This window comes from Streptomyces sp. NPDC092952, assembly GCF_044754785.1.
In the GTDB taxonomy this organism is placed as follows: Bacteria; Actinomycetota; Actinomycetes; order Streptomycetales; family Streptomycetaceae; genus Streptomyces.
Map to the genome: position 1 here is coordinate 165,957 of NZ_JBIVPT010000014.1, position 21,759 is coordinate 187,715.

General features: G+C 71.8%; 22 protein-coding genes. 9 read left to right on the top strand and 13 right to left on the bottom strand.

Translation table 11 applies throughout. The features are described from left to right. Positions 1 to 134 precede the first annotated feature (134 nt). Complete coding sequence (locus ACIQGQ_RS28100; RefSeq protein WP_402400589.1) at positions 135 to 1,901, top strand: glycosyl hydrolase family 18 protein; 1,767 nt, start codon at positions 135 to 137, stop codon at positions 1,899 to 1,901. Between the two features lie 85 nt (positions 1,902 to 1,986). Here ACIQGQ_RS28100 and ACIQGQ_RS28105 read toward each other — a convergent pair whose 3' ends face one another. From ACIQGQ_RS28105 to ACIQGQ_RS28115, 3 genes are read right to left on the bottom strand one after another with little or no spacing between them, the layout of a single operon-like run. After that, complete coding sequence (locus ACIQGQ_RS28105) at positions 1,987 to 2,733, bottom strand: succinate dehydrogenase/fumarate reductase iron-sulfur subunit (RefSeq protein ID WP_402400592.1); 747 nt, start codon at positions 2,731 to 2,733, stop codon at positions 1,987 to 1,989. After that, entirely contained in the window at positions 2,730 to 4,679 is a 1,950-nt protein-coding gene (locus ACIQGQ_RS28110) for a fumarate reductase/succinate dehydrogenase flavoprotein subunit (protein WP_402400595.1), read from the bottom strand. The genes ACIQGQ_RS28105 and ACIQGQ_RS28110 overlap by 4 nt, the downstream gene beginning before the upstream one ends. A gap of 1 nt (position 4,680) precedes the next feature. Further along, on the bottom strand, positions 4,681 to 5,388 hold the full coding sequence (locus ACIQGQ_RS28115) for a succinate dehydrogenase (protein ID WP_402400598.1): 708 nt from the start codon (positions 5,386 to 5,388) through the stop codon (positions 4,681 to 4,683). Positions 5,389 to 5,483: 95 nt separating this feature from the next. On the opposite strand from ACIQGQ_RS28115, the gene ACIQGQ_RS28120 reads away from it, so the two are divergent. Continuing rightward, on the top strand, positions 5,484 to 6,368 hold the full coding sequence (locus ACIQGQ_RS28120) for a LysR substrate-binding domain-containing protein (protein WP_352280246.1): 885 nt from the start codon (positions 5,484 to 5,486) through the stop codon (positions 6,366 to 6,368). Positions 6,369 to 6,413: 45 nt separating this feature from the next. On the opposite strand, the gene ACIQGQ_RS28125 is transcribed toward ACIQGQ_RS28120, so the two are convergent. Next, a complete protein-coding gene (locus ACIQGQ_RS28125; protein WP_402400601.1) occupies positions 6,414 to 8,588 on the bottom strand; it encodes a putative bifunctional diguanylate cyclase/phosphodiesterase in 2,175 nt (724 codons plus the stop codon). After that, a complete protein-coding gene (locus ACIQGQ_RS28130; RefSeq protein ID WP_402400603.1) occupies positions 8,585 to 9,403 on the bottom strand; it encodes an SAM-dependent methyltransferase in 819 nt (272 codons plus the stop codon). The genes ACIQGQ_RS28125 and ACIQGQ_RS28130 overlap by 4 nt, the downstream gene beginning before the upstream one ends. A gap of 668 nt (positions 9,404 to 10,071) precedes the next feature. Here ACIQGQ_RS28130 and ACIQGQ_RS28135 point away from each other — a divergent pair. The 6 genes from ACIQGQ_RS28135 to ACIQGQ_RS28160 all read left to right on the top strand — a co-directional run bounded on the left by ACIQGQ_RS28135 (position 10,072) and on the right by ACIQGQ_RS28160 (position 14,935). Next, positions 10,072 to 10,581 carry a hypothetical protein gene (locus tag ACIQGQ_RS28135; RefSeq protein WP_402400606.1) on the top strand — a complete coding sequence of 170 codons (510 nt, stop codon included), beginning with the start codon at positions 10,072 to 10,074 and terminating at the stop codon, positions 10,579 to 10,581. A gap of 16 nt (positions 10,582 to 10,597) precedes the next feature. Next, positions 10,598 to 11,365, top strand: coding sequence for a hypothetical protein (locus ACIQGQ_RS28140; protein ID WP_402400609.1), 768 nt, complete (start codon positions 10,598 to 10,600; stop codon positions 11,363 to 11,365). Positions 11,366 to 11,554: 189 nt separating this feature from the next. Beyond that, complete coding sequence (locus ACIQGQ_RS28145; RefSeq protein WP_402400612.1) at positions 11,555 to 11,950, top strand: hypothetical protein; 396 nt, start codon at positions 11,555 to 11,557, stop codon at positions 11,948 to 11,950. 117 nt (positions 11,951 to 12,067) lie between these two features. Beyond that, complete coding sequence (locus ACIQGQ_RS28150) at positions 12,068 to 12,529, top strand: universal stress protein (RefSeq protein WP_402400614.1); 462 nt, start codon at positions 12,068 to 12,070, stop codon at positions 12,527 to 12,529. Between the two features lie 191 nt (positions 12,530 to 12,720). Beyond that, a complete protein-coding gene (locus tag ACIQGQ_RS28155; protein WP_402400616.1) occupies positions 12,721 to 14,163 on the top strand; it encodes an amino acid permease in 1,443 nt (480 codons plus the stop codon). 202 nt (positions 14,164 to 14,365) lie between these two features. Then, positions 14,366 to 14,935, top strand: a complete 570-nt coding sequence (locus ACIQGQ_RS28160) for a sigma-70 family RNA polymerase sigma factor (RefSeq protein ID WP_352280238.1) — start codon at positions 14,366 to 14,368, stop codon at positions 14,933 to 14,935. Here ACIQGQ_RS28160 and ACIQGQ_RS28165 read toward each other — a convergent pair. Beyond that, positions 14,869 to 15,066 (bottom strand): zf-HC2 domain-containing protein, encoded by a 198-nt coding sequence (locus tag ACIQGQ_RS28165; protein ID WP_402400619.1) that lies wholly within the window; start codon positions 15,064 to 15,066, stop codon positions 14,869 to 14,871. The two genes, ACIQGQ_RS28160 and ACIQGQ_RS28165, sit on opposite strands and share 67 nt — an antisense overlap. A 125-nt stretch (positions 15,067 to 15,191) precedes the next feature. Here ACIQGQ_RS28165 and ACIQGQ_RS28170 point away from each other — a divergent pair, with 125 nt between their 5' ends. Beyond that, positions 15,192 to 15,713: a hypothetical protein gene (locus ACIQGQ_RS28170; RefSeq protein ID WP_366293724.1), complete on the top strand. Its 522-nt coding sequence runs from the start codon at positions 15,192 to 15,194 to the stop codon at positions 15,711 to 15,713. 10 nt (positions 15,714 to 15,723) lie between these two features. Here the strand turns inward: ACIQGQ_RS28170 and ACIQGQ_RS28175 are convergent, their stop codons facing one another. The 7 genes from ACIQGQ_RS28175 to ACIQGQ_RS28205 all read right to left on the bottom strand — a co-directional run bounded on the left by ACIQGQ_RS28175 (position 15,724) and on the right by ACIQGQ_RS28205 (position 21,759). After that, positions 15,724 to 16,974 carry a sensor histidine kinase gene (locus ACIQGQ_RS28175; protein ID WP_402400622.1) on the bottom strand — a complete coding sequence of 417 codons (1,251 nt, stop codon included), beginning with the start codon at positions 16,972 to 16,974 and terminating at the stop codon, positions 15,724 to 15,726. Further along, positions 16,971 to 18,452: a cation acetate symporter gene (locus ACIQGQ_RS28180; protein WP_366293718.1), complete on the bottom strand. Its 1,482-nt coding sequence runs from the start codon at positions 18,450 to 18,452 to the stop codon at positions 16,971 to 16,973. Before ACIQGQ_RS28180 ends, ACIQGQ_RS28175 begins: the two co-directional genes overlap by 4 nt. Next, positions 18,449 to 18,811 carry a hypothetical protein gene (locus ACIQGQ_RS28185; protein WP_402400625.1) on the bottom strand — a complete coding sequence of 121 codons (363 nt, stop codon included), beginning with the start codon at positions 18,809 to 18,811 and terminating at the stop codon, positions 18,449 to 18,451. The genes ACIQGQ_RS28180 and ACIQGQ_RS28185 overlap by 4 nt, the downstream gene beginning before the upstream one ends. Before the next feature lie 62 nt (positions 18,812 to 18,873). Next, positions 18,874 to 19,626, bottom strand: coding sequence for a LytTR family DNA-binding domain-containing protein (locus ACIQGQ_RS28190; protein ID WP_352280232.1), 753 nt, complete (start codon positions 19,624 to 19,626; stop codon positions 18,874 to 18,876). Positions 19,627 to 19,694: 68 nt separating this feature from the next. Further along, positions 19,695 to 20,555 (bottom strand): Fpg/Nei family DNA glycosylase, encoded by an 861-nt coding sequence (locus ACIQGQ_RS28195; protein WP_402400628.1) that lies wholly within the window; start codon positions 20,553 to 20,555, stop codon positions 19,695 to 19,697. A gap of 36 nt (positions 20,556 to 20,591) precedes the next feature. Beyond that, complete coding sequence (locus ACIQGQ_RS28200; RefSeq protein ID WP_402400631.1) at positions 20,592 to 21,446, bottom strand: amidohydrolase family protein; 855 nt, start codon at positions 21,444 to 21,446, stop codon at positions 20,592 to 20,594. Position 21,447: 1 nt separating this feature from the next. Further along, complete coding sequence (locus ACIQGQ_RS28205) at positions 21,448 to 21,759, bottom strand: L-rhamnose mutarotase (protein ID WP_366293707.1); 312 nt, start codon at positions 21,757 to 21,759, stop codon at positions 21,448 to 21,450.

Below are 21,759 nucleotides of genomic sequence, written 5' to 3' on the forward strand. Positions count from 1 at the left end.
CATGCCTCACGGCCGCTCCACACCGTGCGGCGTGTGACCCCCGGCCGGGAATCACAGGAACGGGCCGCGCCCTTCGACGGGCGCGGCCGAGCCGTGCGATCCGCCCGTCGTCTCACCCCCCGGGAGCATCCCCCATGCGATGTCCAAGAGCACTCGGCGCAGTCCTGAGCGTCCTGGCCACCACCGTGGCCTCCGCCGGACTGGTCCTCGGCGCCGGTGCCGGTGCCGAGGCCGCCCCCACCGCCGCGACCCCCATGCCGGCCCATGTCTTCGCCCCGTACTTCGAGGCGTGGAACGGCGACAGCCCGGCCGCGCTGTCGCAGGCCTCCGGTGCCAAGTACCTGACCATGGCCTTCATCCAGACCGAGGCCCGCGGTTCCTGCACCCCGTACTGGAACGGTGACACCGGCACCCCCATCGCCCAGTCCGTCTTCGGTTCCGACTTCACCACCATGCGGTCCCGGGGCGGGGACGTGATCCCGTCGTTCGGCGGCTACACCGCCGACAACGAGAGCACCGAGATCGCCGACAGCTGCACCAACGTCGACTCGATCGCCGCCGCGTACGAGAAGGTCATCACGACCTACGACGTGTCCCGCCTCGACATGGACATCGAGGACAACTCGCTGGACAACAACGCCGGGATCGACCGCCGCAACAAGGCGATCAAGAAGGTCCAGGACTGGGCCGCCGCCAACGGGCGCCCGCTGCAGATCTCGTACACCCTGCCCACCACCACGAGCGGTCTCGCCGACAGCGGGCTCGCGGTGCTGGAGAACGCGGTGTCCAACGGCGCCAAGGTCGATGTCGTGAACCTCATGACGTTCGACTACTACGACGGCGCCTCGCACAACATGGCGCAGGACACCAAGACGGCGATCACCGGTCTCAAGAGCCAGCTCGCCCAGCTCTACCCGTCGAAGACCGAGGCGCAGCTCTGGGGCATGGCGGGCATCATCGAGATGCCCGGCATCGACGACTACGGCCCGGCCGAGACGTTCACCACCGCGGACGCCCCGGTGGTCTACGACTGGGCGGTCTCCAAGGGGCTGAGCACCCTGTCGTTCTGGGCGCTCCAGCGCGACAACGGCGGCTGCCCCGGCACCGGCGGCAGCGACACCTGTTCCGGGATCGCGCAGGACACCTGGTACTTCAGCCACACCTTCGCGCCGTTCACCGGTGGCGGCAGCGGCCCGGTGACGGACGACTACTCGGTCGCCCTCTCCCCCGGTTCGGCCACGGTGGCCCCCGGCGGTTCGGTCTCGACGACGGTGAACACCGCGGTCGTCTCGGGCAGCGCCAAGACCGTCGCGCTGACGGCGAGCGGGGCGCCCGCCGGGGTGACGACGACGCTCAGTCCGGCCTCGGTGACCGCGGGCGAGAGCGCGAAGCTGGCGATCGCCGTCGCGGACACCACGGCCCCGGGCACGTACCGGATCACCGTGACCGGGACCTCCGGCACCCTGAGCCACACCGCCACCTTCACGCTGACGGTCCCGGGCCCGGGCGGCGGCACCGGGGTCCTGGTCAACGGCGACTTCGAGTCCGGCTCGCTCAGCCCCTGGACCTGTGACGCGGGCGGCGCGGTCGTCTCCACCCCGGTGCACGGCGGCGCGCACGCGCTCGCCGCGGCGGCCACCGCCTCGCAGACCGGCGAGTGCGCGCAGACCCTCACCCTGTCCCCCAACACCACGTACACGCTGAGCGGCTGGGTGCAGGGGAACTACGGGTACCTCGGGGTGCGCGGTGACGCGACCGCCAGTGTCTGGGGTTCGTCGAGCGGCTACGCGAAGCAGTCGGTGAAGTTCACCACCGGCTCGACCGGCTCGGTCACCGTCTACCTGCACGGCTGGTACGGGCAGGGCACGGTCTACGGCGACGACATCTCCGTGACGTCCTGACCCGTCGCGTCCGGTGAGTCTTCCCGGTCCCGGGGGTGGGCGGCCCCCGGGACCGGGAATCCGTGCGTCCGGGCCCTGCGGCCGGTCAGCGGCGCACCTTGCGGGTGGCGCGCAGCCACTCCTTGTTCATGGCCGAGATCGACGGCAGCGGGATGCCCTTGGGGCAGGCGGTGGCGCACTCCCCGGTGAGGGTGCAGCCGCCGAACCCCTCGGTGTCCATCTGGCCGACCATGTCCAGGACCCGGGTCTCGCGCTCCGGGGCACCCTGCGGCAGCACGTTCAGGTGGTTGATCTTCGCCGAGGTGAAGAGCATCGCCGAGCCGTTGGGGCAGGCCGCCACGCAGGCCCCGCAGCCGATGCACTCGGCGTGCTCGAAGGCGGAGTCGGCGTCCGGCTTGGGCACCGGGATGGCGTGTGCCTCGGGGGCGGTGCCGGTCGGGGCGGAGATGTAGCCGCCGGCCTGGATGATCCGGTCGAAGGCCGAGCGGTCCACGACCAGGTCCTTGACGACCGGGAAGGCCGCGGCGCGCCACGGCTCGACGTCGATGGTGTCGCCGTCCTCGAAGGACCGCATGTGGAGCTGGCAGGTGGTGGTGCGCTCGGGGCCGTGGGCGTCGCCGTTGATGACGAGGCTGCAGGCGCCGCAGATGCCCTCGCGGCAGTCGTGGTCGAAGGCGACGGGGTCCTCGCCGTCCAGGATGAGCCGTTCGTTGAGGGTGTCGAGCATCTCCAGGAACGACATGTCCCGCGAGATGCCGTCCACCTCGTAGGTGGACATCGCTCCGGGGGCGTCGGCGTTCTTCTGGCGCCAGACGCGCAGGGTGAGCTTCATGCGTAGCTCCGCTGGGTGGGGTGGACGTACTCGAAGACGAGTTCTTCCTTGTGCAGGACGGGGGGCTCGGCGGTGCCGGAGAACTCCCAGGCGGCGGCGTAGGAGAACTCCTCGTCGCGGCGGGCGGCCTCGCCGTCGGGGGTCTGCGACTCCTCGCGGAAGTGGCCGCCGCAGGACTCGGCGCGGTGCAGTGCGTCGAGGCACATGAGCTCGGCGAGTTCGAGGTAGTCGACGACGCGGTTGGCCTTCTCCAGCGACTGGTTGAACTCGGTGCCGGTGCCGGGGACCTTGATGCGGCGCCAGAACTCCTCGCGGATCTCCGGGATGCGGGCGAGCGCGGTGCGCAGTCCGGCCTCGGTGCGGGCCATTCCGCAGTGCTCCCACATGAGTTCGCCGATCTCCCGGTGGAAGGAGTCGGGGGTGCGGTCGCCGTTCACCGAGAGCAGCAGGTTGAGCCGGTCCTCGGTTTCGGCGACGGCCTCCTCCACGGCGGGGTGCGAGGCGTCGATCCCGTCGTGGTGCGGGTGGCGCGCCAGGTAGTCGTTGATCGTCGAGGGGAGGACGAAGTACCCGTCGGCGAGGCCCTGCATCAGCGCGGAGGCGCCGAGCCGGTTGGCGCCGTGGTCGGAGAAGTTGGCCTCGCCGATGGCGAAGAGGCCGGGGATCGTGGTCTGGAGGTCGTAGTCGACCCAGAGCCCGCCCATGGTGTAGTGGACGGCCGGGTAGATCCGCATCGGGGTCTCGTACGGGTCCTCGGCGGTGATCCGGGCGTACATGTCGAAGAGGTTGCCGTACTTCTCCTCGACCTTGTCCCGGCCCATCCGGGCGATGGCGTCGGCGAAGTCCAGGTAGACGCCCTGGCCGCCGGGGCCGACGCCGCGTCCCTCGTCACAGACGTTCTTCGCGGCGCGGGAGGCGATGTCCCGGGGGACGAGGTTGCCGAAGGAGGGGTAGATGCGCTCCAGGTAGTAGTCGCGCTCCTCCTCGGGGATCTCGGCCGCGGGGCGGTCGTCGCCCTTGGCCTTCGGGACCCAGATCCGGCCGTCGTTGCGGAGCGACTCGCTCATCAGCGTCAGTTTGGACTGGTGGTCGCCGGTGCGCGGGATGCAGGTGGGGTGGATCTGGGTGAAGCAGGGGTTGGCGAAGTACGCGCCGCGTCGGTGGGCCCGCCAGACCGCGGTGGCGTTGGAGTTCATGGCGTTCGTCGACAGGTAGAAGACGTTGCCGTAGCCGCCGCTGGCCAGGACGACCGCGTCGGCGAAGTAGGTGTCGATCCGCCCGGTGATCAGGTCGCGGGCGACGATGCCGCGGGCCCGGCCGTCGACGACGACCAGGTCGAGCATCTCGGTGCGGGCGTGCAGTTCCACGTTGCCGGCGGCGATCTGCCGCGACAGCGCCTGGTACGCGCCGAGCAGCAGCTGCTGTCCGGTCTGGCCGCGGGCGTAGAAGGTGCGGGAGACCTGGACGCCGCCGAAGGAGCGGTTGTCGAGGAGCCCGCCGTACTCGCGGGCGAAGGGGACGCCCTGGGCGACGCACTGGTCGATGATCTCCACGGAGATCTGGGCGAGCCGGTGGACGTTGGACTCCCGGGCGCGGAAGTCGCCGCCCTTGACCGTGTCGTAGAAGAGGCGGTGGACGGAGTCGCCGTCGTTGCGGTAGTTCTTCGCGGCGTTGATGCCGCCCTGGGCGGCGACCGAGTGGGCCCGGCGGGGCGAGTCCTGGAAGCAGAACTGGACGACGTGGTAGCCCTGTTCGGCGAGGGTGGCGCCGGCCGAGCCGCCGGCCAGGCCGGTGCCGACGACGATCACGGTGTGCTTGCGGCGGTTGGCGGGGTTGACCAGCCTGGCCCGGAAGCGGCGGGTGTCCCAGCGGTCGGCGACGGGCCCCTCGGGGGCCTTGGTGTCGGCGACGGGGTCGCCGGTCGCGTAGTGCGCGTAGTCGGTCATGTCAGCTCACGACTCCGGTCATGACGGCAACGGGTACGGAGATGAAGCCCAGGGTCAGCACCGCGGCCAGGGCGTCGGCGAGGGCCCGCAGCAGCCGGTCCCGGCTCGCCCGGCCCGCGCCGAGGGTCTGCGCGGCGCTCCACAGCCCGTGCCGGACATGGAGTCCGAGGGCGAGCACGGCGACGATGTAGACCGTGTTGCCGTACCAGGTGGAGAAGGTGTCGACGACGTTCTGGTACGGGTGGCCGGGCTGGAAGCCGCCGGGGTGCGCGGTGCCCGTCGTCAGGTCGAGGATGTGCCAGACGATGAACAGGGCGAGGATGATCCCGCCCCAGCGCATGGTGCGGGTGGCGTAGGCGGCGCGCGGCCTGCGGTGCACGTAGCCGGTGGGCCGCGCCCGGATGTCGCGGCGGCTGAGCTGGTACGCGGAGACCGCGTGCAGCACCACGGCGGCCACCAGCACCACCCGGACGATCCACAGGGCCCACTCGTAGTGCAGGAAGGGCTCGCCGAGGGTGCGCAGCCAGTGGGCGTAGTGGTTGAACTCGCCGGGACCGAAGAAGATCTTCAGGTTTCCGATCATGTGGACGACCAGGTAGGCCAGCATGATCAGGCCGCTGACCGCCATGACCGTCTTCTTGCCGACGGACGAGTCCCAGAGCGTACGCGTCATGGACGGCCGTCGGTCCGTCCGGGTTGCCAATGCCATGCACACGACGCTAGGGCCGAACGGCCTCATCAGTCCAAGACATGGAACACCTGATCTCCATAGGGAATGACTATCGTGCGGGCTAGAGTGGACGCATGCAGTTCCAGCAGCTGACGTATTTCGTGGCCGTGGCCGAGACCCTGCACTTCACCCGCGCCGCCGAGTCGGTGCACGTCTCACAGCCCTCGCTCTCCCAGCAGATCCGGGCGCTGGAGAGCGAGCTGGGGGCGGAGTTGTTCAGCCGGGCGCGCGGTCACATCGCGCTGACCGACGCGGGCGAGGCCCTGCTGCCGCTGGCCCGGCGCATCCTCGCGGACGCGGACACCGCGCGCCACGAGGTGCAGGAGCTGGCGCAGCTGCGGCGGGGCCGGGTCCGGCTCGGCGCGACGCCCAGTCTCTGCACCGGCCTGCTCCCCGACGTGCTGCGCGCCTTCCACGACCGGCATCCGGGGATCCGTCTGCTGCTGGAGGAGGGCGGCTCGCTCGATCTGGTGCGGGAGCTGGCGCGCGGTGCGCTGGATCTCGCGCTGGTGGTGCTGCCGCTGCCCGCCGCGTCGCCCGCGCTGACGACGGTCGAGCTGCTCCAGGAGGACCTGGTCGTGGTGTCGTCGGCCGAGGCGCCCCGGCCGGGGCGGGGCGGGCGGGTGCGGATCGCCGATCTGGCGGGCGAACCGCTGGTGATGTTCCGGCACGGCTACGACCTGCGGGAGCTGACGGTGGCCGCCTGCCGGGCGGAGGGGTTCGAGCCGTCCTTCACGGTGGAGGGCGGCGAGATGGACGCGGTGCTGGGCTTCGTCCGGGCGGGGCTCGGGATCGCGGTGGTGCCGAGCATGGTCGCCGGGCGCTCCGGTCACGGGCTGCGGACGACGCCGCTGGCCCGGCCCGGTCTGCGGCGCACCATCGCGCTCGCGCACCGCAGCGACGTGGCCCCGCCGCGTGCGGCGCGCGAGCTCCAGAAGATGCTGCTGGCGGTCGGCTGATCCGGCCGGCGGGGGTACGGGAGGCTCTCCCGTACCCCCGTCCGGTCACACCGCGTCGGCCAGCAGCAGCGAGTGGATCCGGTCCGGGGCTCCGGGGCGGGCGTAGTACCAGCCCTGGGCCGTGTCGCAGCCGAGCTTGCGCAGCTGCTCGGCCTGGGCGCCGGTCTCCACGCCCTCCACCGTGACGGCGAGGTCCAGGCTGTGGGCCAGCGAGACGATGCCCTCGACGATCTTCAGATCGACCGGGTCCGCCGGGTGCTGCTGCATGCCCATGGTGAACGAGCGGTCCAGCTTGAGCACGCTCACCGGCAGCCGGCGCAGGTTGGCCAGGTTCGAGTAGCCGGTGCCGAAGTCGTCGAGCGCGATGTCGACGCCCATCTCGGCGAGTTGCCGCAGCGGCTTGAGCAGGTCGTCGTCGGCGCCGATGAGCGCGGACTCGGTGACCTCCAGGCAGAGCGCCTCGGGTTCGAGCCCGGACCGCTCCAGCACGTCGACCGTCTCGGCGACCAGCCGGGGGTGGTGCAACTGGGTCGGCGAGAGGTTGACGTTGATCCGGACCCGGCCGCCGTCGCTGTGCCGGTTCTGCCAGAAATTAGCCTGGCGCACCGACTCCTCCAGCACCCAGCGGCCCAGGGGCACGATCAGCCCGGTGTGTTCGGCGAGCGCGATGAACCGGTCCGGGCCCAGCACCCCGTGCTGCGGGTGGCACCACCGCACCAGCGCCTCCGCGCCGTGCACGGTGCCGTCGCCGAGGTGCACCAGCGGCTGGTACTCGATGAAGAACTCGCCGCGCTCCAGGGCGGCGGGCAGCGCGGTGGTCAGCCCGTGCCGGGTGATGGCCCGGGCGTCCGCCTCGGCGTCGGCGAACTCGAAGCGGTTGCCGCCGGCCGACTTGGCCCGGTACATGGTGATGTCGGCACTGCGCAGCACCTCGGCGGCGTTGCGTTCGCCCGCCGGGCCCTCGACCACCCCGATGGAACCGCGCACGGTCAGCTCCCGGCCGTCCAGGCGGATCGGGGAGCCCAGCGCGCCGAGGATGCGGCAGGCGAGTTCGTCGACCTCGGTCTCGGTGTCGGGTCCGGTGGTCAGGGCCACGAACTCGTCGCCGCCGAGCCGCGCGACCATCTCGCCGGGCGCGGTGGCACAGCTCTGCAGCCGGTCGGCGACCTCGACGAGCAGCCGGTCGCCCGAGGCGTGGCCGAGGCTGTCGTTGATCGCCTTGAAGCCGTCCAGGTCGAGGTAGCACAGGCCGAAGCGGCTGCCGTCGTCGGCGGAGAGCGCTTTCTCCAACCGCTCGAAGAACAGCGTCCGGTTGGGCAGTCCGGTGAGCGCGTCGTGCGTGGCCTCGTACCGCAGCCGCAGATTGAGCAGCCGGCGCTCGGTGGTGTCCTCCAGCAGGGCGAGCTGGTACTGCGGGCGGCCCTCGGCGTCGCGCAGCAGGGAGACCGTCAGATTGGTCCACAGCACGGTGCCGTCGTTGCGGTAGAAGGCCTTCTCGACCCGGTAGTGCTCGCGCTCGCCGCGCACCAGCTCGCCGTAGTACTTCCACACGTACGGCGCGTCCTCGGGGTGGACCCACTCGTTCACCTTGTGGCTGCGCACATGGTGGTCGAGTCCGCCGAACATCCGGGTGAGGGTGTCGTTGATCTCCAGCACGTTGCCGTCGAGGTCGGCGATCCCGATGCCGATGGCCGCGTCCTTGAACACGGCGCGGAACCGTGTCTCGGTGGCGTGCAGGGCGCGTTCGGCCTCGGTCCGGGCGGTCAGGGCGGAGCGGGCGATGGCCTCCTGCTCGGACCGGGTGCGTTCGCGCAGCGCCTGGGTGAAGCCCGCCGCGAGGGCGTGCTGGATGCGGGCGCAGCGGGCCCGGCCGTCCTCGGCGGGCAGGGTGGTGGCGCCGTCGCTGCCGCAGTAGAGCACCAGATACGCGTCGACGACGCCGAGTGTGCTGCTGAGCGCCTCCGGGTCGGTGCAGTGCGCGGCGACCAGCGCTTCGCCGACCTCGGCGGCGGAGGACGCGTCGAAGGGGTGCGCGTGCAGGACGGAACTGAGCCCGCGGGCCAGCGGCAGCAGATGCCGCTCGAACTCGGCGCGGGTCAGGGAGGTGGCCGTCGAGGGGAAGATGGCCCGGCTCCATATGGTGGCGAATCTTCGGAGCCGGCCCTCGGGACCGTCGGGCTCCGTGTCCGGTGTGCCCGACGACTGGGCGGGAATGCTCACGCCTTGCGTCCCACTCCCGCGAAGCCCGAGAACGCGTAGGGGTCCTCCTGCTCCGCGACGACCGGGGTGTCCGGGCGCCAGTGCGGCATCTGCACCAGTCCGGGCTCGACCATTTCGTATCCCTCGAAGAAGCGCGCGATCTCGTCATGGGACCGCATGACCAGGGGCTTTCGGATGCTGTTGTAGACCTCGACCGTGCCGCCGGCTTCCTCCCGGCTGAGCGGTATGCCCTCGTACGAGGCATGGGTGAGGACGACGAGACTGCCGGGGGCGAGGGCCTCGCGCAGTTCGGCGAGGGAGCTCAGCGGGTCGTCGGCGTCCTCGATGAAGTGGAGCACGGCGACGAGCAGCAGGGCCACCGGGCGGTCCAGGTCGAGAAGTCCGTTTATCTCGGGGTTCTTTACGATCTCCTGGGGGCGGCGGAGGTCCTCGGCGGCGATCACCGCGCGGTCGTTGCCCTCCAGCACGGCCCGGCTGTGCGCGACGGCGACCGGGTCGTGGTCCACGTACGCCACCCGGGCCTCCGGGTCGGCCGCCTGGGCCACTTCGTGCACATTGCCGAAGGTCGGTATTCCGGATCCGATGTCCAGGAACTGGGTGACGCCCTCACCCACCGCGTATCGCACGGCTCGGCGCATAAAGGCGCGATTCGCCTGCATGATCTTGGGCAGCCCCGGCATGAACTCCATGGCCCTGCGGGCGGCTTCCCGGTCCACCTCGAAATTGTGCGAGCCGCCCAGATAGAAGTCGTACATGCGGGACACGCTCGGCACCGAAATGTCTATGCCTCGCGGTGCCCAAGCGGGACGCTCCATCAAAGTCTCCAACAAGTCGCTACGGCGATCCGGCCATGTTCATGGTCAGTGTTGACCAGAGGCTACTGATCGTCCGCCAAGAGAGCGAGCGGAAACGGAAATTAGCCGTCCGTTATTGGTCACACACCACTGGCATGTGCAACCGACCCGTCGCTACGTGTGACATTCGGTACCGATCGGGCGGGCATCCGGGGCGCCGCCCCATCCGCCCCTCCCGACCCGGCCGTTGATATATCCGGGCGCGGCACCGGTTTTATCTCGCGGGAAATGGGACGGACCGGACGACACGCCTTGTCCGGTCACACGAGAGTGGTGCGTCGATTGCGTTCGGTATAACCACGGTCACCGACTTTATTGGCAGCATTCTTTACCAATACGGCATTGGCGGGCGCCGTACCGCTCCGCACTCCGCCCTTCCGCGGCCGCTCCCCCGCCCGTTGCCGCTCCCCCGACCGCTCCCGGCGTCAACTCCCGTACCAGAGAACCAGGTTGGCCACCACCCCTCGCCAGGGCCCCGGCCAAGGCGTGAAAGACCGCCGCCACCTGCGCCGATGTCCTTCCACACCGCTCGCGGCCACCGGAGCACCGGGTTCTCCAGATCCCCACCATCAGGCGAATCACGCCCCCGCACCGCGTGTCGCACGACGCGCCGGTCCATGCTCCGGCTCGTGTACGGATCATTCATAGGACGGTTCGGAGCTGCCTTCGCGCTGCTCTGGCTGCTGGGCACCCCGACGCCCGCACGCGCGGACAGCTGCGCGTACGCCTCCGTCGGCGAGGCCGGTGACGGCTCGTCGTGGATCGCCACGGCGGGGATCGGCCCGTGCTCCCCGAGCCCGACGCCCACACCGACGCCGCCCGTCCCGCCGCCCTCCTCGTCCCCTCCGCCCGCGCCCGTCCCTCCGCCGCCGTCCCGGCCCGCGCCACCCCGGCCGACGCCCGGCCCCGTGGTGCCACCACCGCCCGCGCCACCGCCCCCGCCGGCCTCCTCGCCCGACCCGACCCCCTCGTCCTCGGCGCGCCCCGCGCCGCCCTCGCCGCGCCCGGTGGCGCTGCCCCACTACCGCAGGCCGGAGCGGAAGACCGTACGGCACAGCGGCTCCGTGGTCACCACCACGCTGCTGATCACGGCGCCCGCGGTGTTCGCCGTCGCCGTGCTGCGCCCCCGCTCCCGCTGACCTCCGGAGAAAACACATGTCGGAATGGCTTGTTCTCACCCTGGCCATGACCGCGGCCTGTGCCGTCGTCCTGACCATCGCCGTCCTCACCAACCGCCGGGTCCGGGCCGATGACGACCCGTCCGAGACCCCCGACGTCATCGAGTACATGACGATGATGATCGGGGTGGTCTACGCGATCGTGCTGGGGCTCGCCATCGCGGGCGTCTGGGAGGGCCGGGGCGAGGCCCAGGAGTACGTACGCCAGGAGGCCCAGGCCCTGCACGAGGTGCAGGCCCGGTCCTCGGCGTACCCGCCGGAGGTGCGCGCGCGCATCCGCGCCGATGTCGACGCCTACGTACGCCACGTCGTCGACGACGAGTGGCGGGCGATGAGCGAGCACGGCTCCCTCACCGCCGAGGGGACCCGCCTCCTGGACCGGGTACGGGCCGACGTCACCGACTACCACCCGCGCAACGACTACGAGGGGCAGTCTTATCAGCCACTCGTCGACCAGGTCGCCGCGGCCGACGACGCGCGCAGCGCCCGCGGCCAGAGTGCCGGTGCGACCATGCCCGGAGTGGTCTGGTTCGGCCTGATCGCCGGTGCCCTGGTGACGGTCGGTCTGCTGTTCACGCTGCAGATCCGCAGAACCTTCCGCGAACTGCTGCTGGCGGGTCTCTTCAGTGTTCTGATCGCCTTTCTGCTCTTCCTGATCTGGGACTTCGACACCCCGTTCGGCCGGGACATCTCGGCCACCGCCGAGCCGTTCTTCGCTCTGTTCCCGCACGCCACCGGCGGCTGAGGCCGATCCGCCCGGGACGATCCCGGCCGCGTCCGATGCTCCGCCCGGGGGATGCCGGTGCCCCGGGCGGAGCACCCGGATCGCGGCACACCCGGGCGACTCCTAGCGTGTGGCCCGTCGAGGTGCATTTCTGACACTCCGTGGAAACTCGTTCCGCAAGTGCTCCTCGGGGACCCGGAGGACTCACCCATGGGCTCGATACGAGTAGCACCCGTCGCCCTGCTCGGCGCCGCCGCTCCCGTCCAGACCGCTCCGGCCGCGTACGCGTACGCGGCGGCGTCGGCAGGCGCGTCGCCCGCGACCGGATTCACCGTCACTCCGTCGGTGAACCCGCCGGGGAGCCAGGTCGCCCTGGCCGCCCGGGGGTGCCCCACCACCGCAACCGCCGGTTCCGGCGCCCTCGGCACGGCCACCGTCGCGCGTGGCGAGTCCGTCGCCGCGACGGCCGGCCGGGACGCGAGGCCCGGCGGCGCCGTCGACCGGATGAGCACCGCCACGACGGCGGTCGGCGCGGCGCCGGCAGTGACCGCCGCCGCCGGAGCCGTCCTGATGGCGCGTCACCGTGAGGAGAACCTCCCGCACTGACAGCAGGGCAGTGCCGGACGGACGACGCATCGCCCCGGATCCTTCCCAGGACCCGGGGCGACGTACGTCGTGGCCCCCTCTCCACGGGTGGCTCAGCCAGCGGATAGCCTCACTGCCGTGACAGAACGGCAGCCCCATCAGTTCGAACGTGGCACGGACGGTCCGAAAGTGATCGTCGCGGGCCTGGACGGTTCCGAGTCCTCCATGCGGGCCGCGGCATACGCGGGCGGTCTGGCCCGGCGCCAGGGCGCGGTGCTCGCGCTGGTCTACGTACAGCCCGTGCTCCCCGCCGGGGCCGCGCTCGGCGCACCGATCGCCGACACCACCGGCGAGGTCGCCCAGGGGCTGGTGGACGAGATCCGCGAGGCGACGCACCGGATCAAGGACACCTGGAACGTGCGCTGGGAGTTCCACACCTTCCGCGGCGATCCGTACAACGGGCTGGTGGCCGCGGCGGACGAGCTGAAGGCCGACGCCGTGGTGGTGGGCGCCTCGGAATCGGCCGGTCACCGCTTCATCGGCTCGGTCGCGGTACGGCTGGTCAAGGCGGGTCGTTGGCCCGTCACGGTGGTTCCCTGACGATTTCGGCCTGAACCGGGACGGACCGGGGAACGGACCCGGGCGCGTACGCGCTCGGACCGGCCCGGACGAAGCTGCGGAAAAGATACGGAATCATCCATTCCGTCAGACGGCACGCCGTCTTTCGCACCGGCCCCGCCTGAGCCATCATGAGCGCCCGTCAGGGACAGCCGTCGGTGGAGAGGTGACTCATGGCAAGGCTCCGAGTGGGCGAGGGCGTACTGCGCCGCAAGCCGATCGAGCAGATCGACGAGAAGGGCCCCGCGGGCGGGGCCGTCTCACAGCTCACCAGAACCCTCGGGCTGTGGCAGCTCACCGCCATCGGCGTCGGCGGCATCATCGGCGCCGGCATCTTCACCCTCGCCGGCACGGTGGCCAACGGCACCGCCGGTCCCGCCGTGCTGGTCTCCTTCCTCATCGCGGGTCTGGCGAGCGCGGCGGCCGCCTTCAGCTACGCCGAGTTCGCGGGCCTGATCCCGAAGGCCGGTTCCGCGTACACCTACGGGTACGCGGTCCTCGGCGAGCTGGTGGGCTGGTTCATCGGCTGGGACCTCCTGCTGGAGTACACGGCGATCGTGGCGGTGGTCGCGATCGGCATCTCCGGCTACTTCAGCTTCCTGCTCGGCGAGGTGGGGCTCGACGTGCCGAAGTGGATGCTGGGCGCGCCCGGCACCGGCGACGGGCACAAGGTGGACCTGTTCGCCTCGGTGCTCTGTCTGCTCGTCGCGTACCTGCTGACCCTCGGCATCAAGAACGCCGCCCGGTTCGAGACGGTCGTGGTGGTGCTGAAGGTGCTGGTCGTACTGCTGGTCATCGGGGTCGGGGTGTTCCACATCAACACCGCCAACTACAACCCGTTCTTCCCGTTCGGGGTGAGCGGGGCCTTCACCGGCGCGGCCACGGTGTTCTTCGCGGTGTTCGGCTACGACGCCATGTCGACGGCCGCCGAGGAGTCCAAGGACGCCCAGCGCCACATGCCGAAGGCGATCGTGTACTCGCTGGCCATCTCGATGGTGCTCTACGTGGCGGCGTGCCTGGTGCTGACGGGGATGCAGAACTACAAGGACATCGACCCGGAGTCCGGTTTCTCCACGGCGTTCAAGTCGGTGGGGCTCGGCGGCCTCGCCGATGTGATCGCGGTCGGCGCGATCATCGGCATCCTCACCGTCATGTTCACCTTCATGCTCGGGGTGACCCGGGTGTGGTTCTCGATGAGCCGGGACGGACTGCTGCCGAAGTGGTTCGCCAAGACCCACCCGACCCGGCACGTGCCGACCCGGGTGACCTGGATCGTCGGCGCGGCCTCGGCGCTGATCGCCGGGTTCCTGCCGATCGGCGAGGCGGCCGAGCTGACGAACATCGGCATCCTGCTGGCCTTCGTGGTGGTGTGCATCGCGGTGATCGTGCTGCGCTACAAGCAGCCGGATCTGCCGCGCACCTTCCGTACCCCCGGCATGCCGTTCGTCCCGGCCCTCGGGGTGGTGTTCTCCATCTGGCTGATCACCTTCCTCCAGTGGCAGACCTGGGTGCGGTTCGTGGTGTGGTTCCTGGTCGGCCTGATCGTCTACTTCGGCTACTCGTACCGGAAGTCGGAGATGGCGAAGGCACCGGAAGCCACCCCGGAGCAGCGCTGACCGGGTCCCCGGGCGGCCGGGCGGGGTCCGTCGGGCGGCGGCCGCCGACGCCGCCGCCCGACCGTTCACCGCACCACTCGCCGCACTGTGCGACCGCTCGTCGCAGAGAACCGCCCGTCGCCTGTTCCTCGGCGCTCCGATGCGTTCGGATACGCGAATCGGCAGTGCGGCGGCAGGGGCCTCGGCGGAAAGGGCGTTCACGATGACCACCACGACGACCGACGAGCGGGCCATCGCCGCGCTCCAGCGGGACCATGGGCCCGCTCTGCTCCACTTCCTGCTGGGGCTGACCTTCGGCGACCGGCAGCGGGCCGAGGACCTGCTCCAGGAGACGCTGGTGCGGGCCTGGCAGCACCCGGAGGCCTTCGACGCCCCGTACGAGTCGATGCGGCCCTGGCTCTTCACGGTGGCCCGGCGGCTGGCGATCGACGCGCGCCGGTCCCGGCAGGCCCGGCCGGCCGAGGTCGGCGACGCCGTGCTGGAGACCACCGCGACCGGCACCGACACCGCAGAGGCCACGGTCTGCGCGCTCGACGTGCGCGAGGCGGTGCGCACCCTCAGCCCGGAACACCGCGCGGTCCTCGTCCAGATGTACTTCCGCGGCCTCACCGTCGACGAGACCGCCGAGGTGCTCGGCATCCCGGCCGGCACGGTCAAGTCCCGGTCCTACTACGCGCTGCGCCGGCTCTCCCGCAGCCTGCCCGGCTACTCCAGCAGGTCCTCCTCGCGCACCAGGGCGAGCAGCGAGACCGCTTCCGCGGCCGCCACGTAATCGGCGGCACAGCGGTCGCAGGACTGAAGGTGCCGGGAGACCTCACGGGTCTCGCCGGCCGTGAGCGCGTCGAGTACATAGGCGCCGAGCACATGCCTCACGTGCGTGCCCTCCCCGGGGTCGGCGGTCATCGCATCCTCGTATCGTGAGCGGATCCGGTCCCGATGGATCCTGTACTTCTGGCCACGCGGGGCGCACTCCCCCGGTTCAATGCTCCCTGAAGCGCGGTACCGAACAGAGAAAGAGGCGAGACGGGATGCGCCCGGAGCGTCAGGACGGAACCAGTGGTGGCGGGCTGCTGGTCCCGATGGACTGGATGTACGCGGAGTACGTCGCCGACACCATGCTGCGGACCGGCGATCTGATGGAGCCGGCCACCTTGGAGTACCGGGCCGGGCGGGACGCCCTGGCGCTCACGGTCTTCCTCTCCGGCGGCGCGGTGCCCGAAGCGCTGTCCGCCGCCCGGCTGGACGAGCTGATCCTGCTGACGGCGTACGGGGCGGCCTGGTGCGGCTGGGTCCGGGAGCGGCTGGACGCGCTCGGCGCGCGCCCGGCGGCCGGCGGGGACCCGGATCTGCGGCTGGCGCGGGCCGCCTGGCGGTGGCTGGAGGAGACCGAGCTGCTGGCGGCCGACCTGGACGCGATCGGCTCGCCGCCCCCGGCCCCGCCGGAGGAGCGGCCGGACCTCTCCGACCCGGCGCAGGACGCGGCCCAGGTCTGGACTCCGGCCTGGCAACTGGGGCTGCCACTGGGTCATCTGGCGATCCATCTCCACTGAGCACCGCCGGTCACGAGCCGTGCACCCCGGCACGGTACTTCGGCAGCCGTACGGTGACCTTCATCCCGGCGCCGATGCCGGTCTCCATGACGAGCCCGTAGTCGTCCCCGTAGACCTGGCGGAGCCGTTCGTCGACGTTGAGGAGGCCGATGCCGGTGGAGCGGCCGCCCTCGCCTCGCAGGATCTGGCGCAGCCGTTCCGGGTCCATGCCGGTGCCGTCGTCCTCGATGACGACCTCGGCCTCGGAGCCCGCGTCGAAGGCGCTGATGGTGATCCGGGTCGCGCTCCTGGTCCCCTCGGCGCCGGAGGAGGCGCCGCCGGTGCCGGCCGCGCTCCGGGCGGCGGGGACCGCCCCTTCGAGACCGTGCTTGACGGCGTTCTCGACCAGGGGCTGGAGGCAGAGGAACGGCAGGGCGACGGGCAGCACCTCGGGAGCGATCTGGAGGGTGACCGCGAGGCGGTCGCCGAAGCGGGCCCGGACCAGCGCCAGGTACTGGTCGATGGAGTGGAGTTCGTCGGCGAGGGTGGTGAAGTCGCCGTGGCGGCGGAACGAGTAGCGGGTGAAGTCGGCGAATTCCAGGAGGAGTTCGCGGGCCCGCTCGGGGTCGGTGCGGACGAAGGAGGCGATGGCGGCCAGTGAGTTGAAGATGAAGTGCGGGGAGATCTGCGCCCGCAGGGCCCGGATCTCGGCCTCGATGAGCTGGGTGCGGGAGCGGTCGAGCTCGGCGAGTTCGAGCTGCACGCAGGCCCACCGGGCGACCTCCCCGGCGGCCCTGGCCAGGACCGCGGATTCGCGGGGCGCGTAGGCGACCAGGCTGCCCAGCACCCGGTTGTCGACGGTGAGCGGTACGGCGACGGCCCAGCGCAGCGGGCAGTCGAGGTCGTCGCAGTCGCTGCGGAAGGCGGTGTCCCGTCCGGTGGCGAGCAGTTCGCGGACCTGGTCCATGACGGGGCGGCCGTGGTGCTCGCCCTCGCCGTCCCAGACGAGGACCCGGTCGCGGTCGGTGAGGCAGAGGGCGTCGGTGCCGAGCAGGGAGCGCAGCCGCCGGGCGGCCTTGCGGGCGCTCTCCTCGGTGAGCCCGGCGCGCAGCGGGGGCGCGGCGAGCGAGGCGGTGTGCAGGGTCTCGAAGGTGGCGTGCTCGACGGGGGTCCCCACGTCGCTGGTGCGCAGGGGGCGGGCGGTGCGGCGGCCGAGCAGGAACCCGGCGCCGAGCAGCAGGAGGGCGAGCAGGACGAGTGCCGCCCAGCCGGCTCCGGTCATCGGTGTCTCCCGGAGGTCAGCGCTTCCGGAAGGTGGAAGCGGGTCATGGCGGCGTTGGTGCCGGGGGGTATCCGGCCGGGGGTGGCGAGGGAGACCAGGACCATCGCGAGGAAGCCGACCGGTACGGACCAGACGGCGGGCCAGGCGAGCAGGGCGTGCGGCCAGCCGGGCGGCTCCACCGCGCCGCTGACGGTGATGGTGACGGCCAGGAACGCGGAGCCGCCGCCGAGGAGCAGTCCGGCGACGGCTCCGGGCGGGGTGAGCCGCCGCCACCAGATGCCGAGGACGAGCAGCGGGCAGAAGGAGGACGCGGAGACCGCGAACGCCATGGCCACCGAGTCGGCCACCGGCACCCGGCTGACCAGCAGCGAACCGGCCAGCGGCACGCACATCGCGAGGAGCGTGGCCAGCCGGAAGTGCCGGACCCCGCGGGAGGGGAGCACGTCCTGGGTGATGACCCCGGCGACGGCCATGGTGAGCCCGGAGGCGGTGGAGAGGAAGGCGGCGAAGGCGCCCCCGGCGATGAGCGCGCCGAGCAGGTCGCCGCCGAGTCCGCCGATGACGCGTCCGGGCAGCAGCAGGACGGCGGCGTCCGCGTCCCCGCCGTGGACCAGCTCGGGGGCGTAGAGGCGGCCGAGTGCCCCGTAGACCGGGGGCAGCAGGTAGAAGACGCCGATGAGCGCGAGGACGGCGACCGTGGTGCGGCGGGCGTCGCGGCCGTTGGGGCTGGTGTAGAAGCGGACGACGACGTGCGGCAGGCCCATGGTGCCGAGGAAGGTGGCGACGATCAGCCCGTAGGTGGCGTACATCGGGTGCTCGGCGCGGAAGACGGGGAGCTGCTCGGTGAAGGTGACCCGGGGGCTGCCGTCGCCCCGCCAGGCGAGGACCAGGAAGATCGCGGGGACCAGGAGCGCGGTCAGCTTGAGCCAGTACTGGAAGACCTGGACGAAGGTGATGGAGCGCATGCCGCCCGCGGCGACGGCCACGACGACGACGGAGGCGACGAGCACGTCGCCGAGCCAGCCGGGCGCCCCGGTGAGGATCTTGAGGGTGAGGCCGGCGCCCTGGAGCTGCGGGACGAGGTAGAGCCAGCCCGCCGCGACGACGAAGACGCTGACGAGTCGGCGGACCGTCCGCGACTCCAGCCGCCCCTCGGCGAAGTCGGGCAGGGTGTACGCCCCCGAGCGGCGCAGCGGCGCGGCCACGAAGACCAGCAGTACGAGGTACCCGGCGGTGTAGCCGACCGGGTACCAGAGCATGTCCGGGCCGTGCACGAGGACCAGTCCGGCGATGCCGAGGAAGGAGGCGGCGGAGAGGTATTCGCCGCTGATGGCGGCGGCGTTGAGCCGGGGGCGCACGGTGCGCGAGGCGACGTAGAAGTCCGAGGTGGTGCGGGAGATGCGCAGTCCGAAACCGCCGACGAGCACGGTCGCGAGGACGACGGCGGCGACCGCCGCCACCGCGTACGTACGGCTCACTGGGTGGGGCGGCCTTCCACGAGCCGGGCGAAGTCGCGTTCGTTGCGCTCGGCGCGCCGCACGTACCACCAGGCGATGAGGGTGAGCGGCGGGTAGGCGGCGAAGCCGAGGACCGCCCAGACCAGCGCCGAGCTGTGCAGGGCCTCGAAGACCAGCGGCAGGGTGGCGACGACCACCGCGACGACGGTGAACGCGGTCAGTCCGGCCCGCAGTTGTCCGCGCATCAGCGAGCGGACGTACGCGCCGCCGAGCGCGGTCTGCTCGTCGATCTCCGACTGGGTGCGGTAGCGCGGCAGCGGGCGCACCCGCCGGGGCTCCCCCGTCACCACTTCGCGCCGGGGCGCTGGCTCTGCGGACATGGGGCCGGAGTGTACGCAGCACCGGACCACCGTGGGAAGGCCGGACTCCGGTAAGCGGGTGGTCAGCGGCCGGTCTGGCGCATCAGCAGGTCGCGCAGGGCGCGGGTGTGGCGGCGGCTGACGGCGAGTTCGGCGGTGCCGATGCGGACGCTCATGCTGCCCGCGTCGAGGCGGAGTTCGTCGATCCGGCCGAGGGCGACCAGGTGGCGGCGGTGGATGCGGACGAAGCCCCTCGACCGCCAGCGCTCCTCCAGGGTGGTCAGCGGGACGCGGACGAGGTGGCTGCCGGTGGCGGTGTGCAGCCGGGCGTAGTCGCCCTGGGCCTCGGCGTAGGCGATGTCGTCGACGGGGATGAACCGGATGACTCCGCCGAGCTCGACGGGGATCTGGTCGCCCGGGGTGTCGAGCACGGGGGCGGTGCGGTCTCCGACCTGTTCGGCGACCCGGCGCACCGCTTCGGCCAGCCGCTCGCGGCGTACGGGTTTGAGCACGTAGTCGACGGCCTTGAGGTCGAACGCCTGGACGGCGAAGCCCTCGTGGGCGGTGACGAAGACGATGAGCGGGGGTGCGGCGAATCCGGCCAGCAGCTGGGCGACGTCGAGGCCGGTGAGGCCCGCCATGTGGATGTCGAGGAAGACGACGTCGATGGCGGCCGGGTCGTCCGGGCCCGCCTCGACGGCGCCGCCGATGCGGCGCAGTGCCTCGGTGGCGCCCGTGGCCCCCTCGGCGCTGCGGATGCGGGGGTCGGCGCGCAGGAGGTAGAGGAGTTCCTCCAGGGCGGGTTCTTCGTCGTCGACGGCGAGTACGCGGAGCATGGCCGGAGTGTAGAGCGCACACCGGGCCGTGGGGACCGGCCCAAGCACGGATTTCCCGTCCGCGGCGGTCATTTGAGCAGCCGGGACATCCGGCGGTCGGCCAGTGGCCGGCCGCCGGTCTGGCAGGTCGGGCAGTACTGGAGCGAGGAGTCGCTGAACGACACCTCGCGGATGGTGTCGCCGCAGACCGGGCACGGCTCGCCGGTGCGCCCGTGGACCCGCATCCCGCTCCGCTTCCCGGACTTGAGGTCCTTGGCGGCGAGCCCGGCGGAGCGGGCCACCGCGTCGTCGAGCGTGGTGCGCAGGGCCGTGTGGAGCCGGGTGATCCGGTCCTCGGTGAGGTCGGTGGTGAGGAGGTACGGCGACATCTTCGCGGCGTGCAGGATCTCGTCGCTGTAGGCGTTGCCGATGCCGGCGATGAGCGACTGGTCGCGCAGGGCGCCCTTGACGCGGCGGCGCTCGCGGCCGAGCAGGGCGGCGAACGTGTCGCGGTCGAAGGCGTCGTCGAGCGGGTCGGGGCCCAGCCGGGCGATGCCGGGCACCTCGCCCGGGTCGCGCACCAGGTACACGGCGAGGCGTTTGGTGGTGCCGGCCTCGGTGAGGTCGAAGCCGTCGCCGCCGGTGAGGACGGTGCGCAGGGCCAGGGGCCCCTTGCCGGGGCGCGGCGGGGCGGCGGGGAAGGAGTCCTTCCAGCGCAGCCAGCCGGCCCGGGCGAGGTGGGTGATCAGGTGGAGCGGCCCGGCCTCGACGTCCAGGAACTTGCCGTGCCGGGCGAGGCCGGTGACCGTGGCGCCGTGCAGGGCGGTGAGCGGTGGGTCGTAGGTCTTGAGCACGCTGATGTTGAGCGGCAGGACGCGGTCGATCTCCTTGCCGGCCAGGTGGTCGTCGAGGAAGATCCGCAGGGCTTCGACCTCCGGCAGTTCGGGCATGGTTCCAGACTGCCAAAGAGCCCGGCGGACCGCCTGTCAGAGCCGGTAGACCCGTTCGGCGGTGGTGGCGAGGACCTTGGCGCGCTCGTCGTCGGTGAGGGTGTCGGTGAGGCGGTACGCGGTGTCGACGACCTCGCCGTACGTCGCGGCGAGCCGACAGACGGGCCAGTCGGAGCCGAACATCAGCCGGTCGGGCCCGAAGGCGTCGAGGACGGTGTCGGCGTACGGGCGCAGGTCGTGCACGGTCCAGTCGCGCGGATCGGCCTCGGTGACCAGCCCGGAGAGCTTGCAGACGGTGTTGGGGCGGGCGGCCAGGGCCCGTACGTCGTCGGCCCAGGGGTGCGGTTCGCCGGTGGCGACGGGGGGTTTGCCCGCGTGGTCGAGGACGAAGGTCAGTCCGGGCAGCAGCGCGGCGGCCTGGACGGCGGCGGGCAGCTGGTGGGCCCGGACGACGAGGTCGTAGGCGAGACCGGCGTCGGCGACGGCGCGCAGTCCGCGCAGTACGTCGGGGCGGAGCAGCCAGCCGGGGTCGGGTTCGCCCTGGACCTGGTGGCGGATGCCGACGAGCCGGTCGCCGCCGGGGAGCGCGCGCAGGGCGGCCAGGGTGTCGGCGACGTCCGGTGCGGTCAGGTCGCACCAGCCGACGACCCCGGCGACCAGGTCGCTGCCGTGGGCGAGGGCCAGGAACTCGGGGGTCTCCTCGGCGACGGTGACGGTCTGGACGAGCACGGTGGCGCGCACCCCGGCGGCACGGGCCTCGGGTTCCAGGTCGGCGAGGGTGAAGTCGCGTCGGAGCGGGGCGAGTTCCTCGCCGGTGATCCAGTCCTGGTCGCGCACCGCGAGCTCCCACACGTGGTGGTGGGCGTCGACGATGCCCGGTCCGGTGGTCATGTCACAGCTCCCAGGCGACCGGGAGGCCAGCCTCGGCGCCCTCGGCGGAGTAGTCGTGGGCGACGTCGAGCAGTTCGTCCATCCGGGCCTGCCAGGCCACGTTGACCGGGAGCTGTTCGAGTTCGGCGAGGAGGGCCGCGTAGTCCGCGCACTCGATCACGTGGAAGAGGTCGGTGCCGCTGCGCCAGATCGTCCAGGAGGTGGCGCCCGCGGCGCGGATCGCGGCGGTGAGTTCGGCGGGGACCTCGCGGTGGGCGGCCTCGTACTCCGCTATGCGGTCGGCGCGGACCTTGGTGTGCAGGGCGATTCTCAT

What these genes read in the sequence shown, in the direction of transcription:
- ACIQGQ_RS28115 (WP_402400598.1), bottom strand. Translation starts at nt 5,388, where the DNA reads ATGGCATTGGCAACCCGGACGGACCGACGGCCGTCCATGACGCGTACG.
- ACIQGQ_RS28140 (WP_402400609.1), top strand. Translation starts at nt 10,598, where the DNA reads ATGTCGGAATGGCTTGTTCTCACCCTGGCCATGACCGCGGCCTGTGCC.
- ACIQGQ_RS28175 (WP_402400622.1), bottom strand. Translation starts at nt 16,974, where the DNA reads ATGACCGGAGCCGGCTGGGCGGCACTCGTCCTGCTCGCCCTCCTGCTG.
- ACIQGQ_RS28205 (WP_366293707.1), bottom strand. Translation starts at nt 21,759, where the DNA reads ATGAGAATCGCCCTGCACACCAAGGTCCGCGCCGACCGCATAGCGGAG.
- ACIQGQ_RS28155 (WP_402400616.1), top strand. Translation starts at nt 12,721, where the DNA reads ATGGCAAGGCTCCGAGTGGGCGAGGGCGTACTGCGCCGCAAGCCGATC.
- ACIQGQ_RS28200 (WP_402400631.1), bottom strand. Translation starts at nt 21,446, where the DNA reads ATGACCACCGGACCGGGCATCGTCGACGCCCACCACCACGTGTGGGAG.
- ACIQGQ_RS28195 (WP_402400628.1), bottom strand. Translation starts at nt 20,555, where the DNA reads ATGCCCGAACTGCCGGAGGTCGAAGCCCTGCGGATCTTCCTCGACGAC.
- ACIQGQ_RS28165 (WP_402400619.1), bottom strand. Translation starts at nt 15,066, where the DNA reads ATGACCGCCGACCCCGGGGAGGGCACGCACGTGAGGCATGTGCTCGGC.
- ACIQGQ_RS28110 (WP_402400595.1), bottom strand. Translation starts at nt 4,679, where the DNA reads ATGACCGACTACGCGCACTACGCGACCGGCGACCCCGTCGCCGACACC.
- ACIQGQ_RS28105 (WP_402400592.1), bottom strand. Translation starts at nt 2,733, where the DNA reads ATGAAGCTCACCCTGCGCGTCTGGCGCCAGAAGAACGCCGACGCCCCC.
- ACIQGQ_RS28120 (WP_352280246.1), top strand. Translation starts at nt 5,484, where the DNA reads ATGCAGTTCCAGCAGCTGACGTATTTCGTGGCCGTGGCCGAGACCCTG.
- ACIQGQ_RS28190 (WP_352280232.1), bottom strand. Translation starts at nt 19,626, where the DNA reads ATGCTCCGCGTACTCGCCGTCGACGACGAAGAACCCGCCCTGGAGGAA.
- ACIQGQ_RS28145 (WP_402400612.1), top strand. Translation starts at nt 11,555, where the DNA reads ATGGGCTCGATACGAGTAGCACCCGTCGCCCTGCTCGGCGCCGCCGCT.
- ACIQGQ_RS28100 (WP_402400589.1), top strand. Translation starts at nt 135, where the DNA reads ATGCGATGTCCAAGAGCACTCGGCGCAGTCCTGAGCGTCCTGGCCACC.
- ACIQGQ_RS28130 (WP_402400603.1), bottom strand. Translation starts at nt 9,403, where the DNA reads ATGGAGCGTCCCGCTTGGGCACCGCGAGGCATAGACATTTCGGTGCCG.
- ACIQGQ_RS28170 (WP_366293724.1), top strand. Translation starts at nt 15,192, where the DNA reads ATGCGCCCGGAGCGTCAGGACGGAACCAGTGGTGGCGGGCTGCTGGTC.
- ACIQGQ_RS28185 (WP_402400625.1), bottom strand. Translation starts at nt 18,811, where the DNA reads ATGTCCGCAGAGCCAGCGCCCCGGCGCGAAGTGGTGACGGGGGAGCCC.
- ACIQGQ_RS28160 (WP_352280238.1), top strand. Translation starts at nt 14,366, where the DNA reads ATGACCACCACGACGACCGACGAGCGGGCCATCGCCGCGCTCCAGCGG.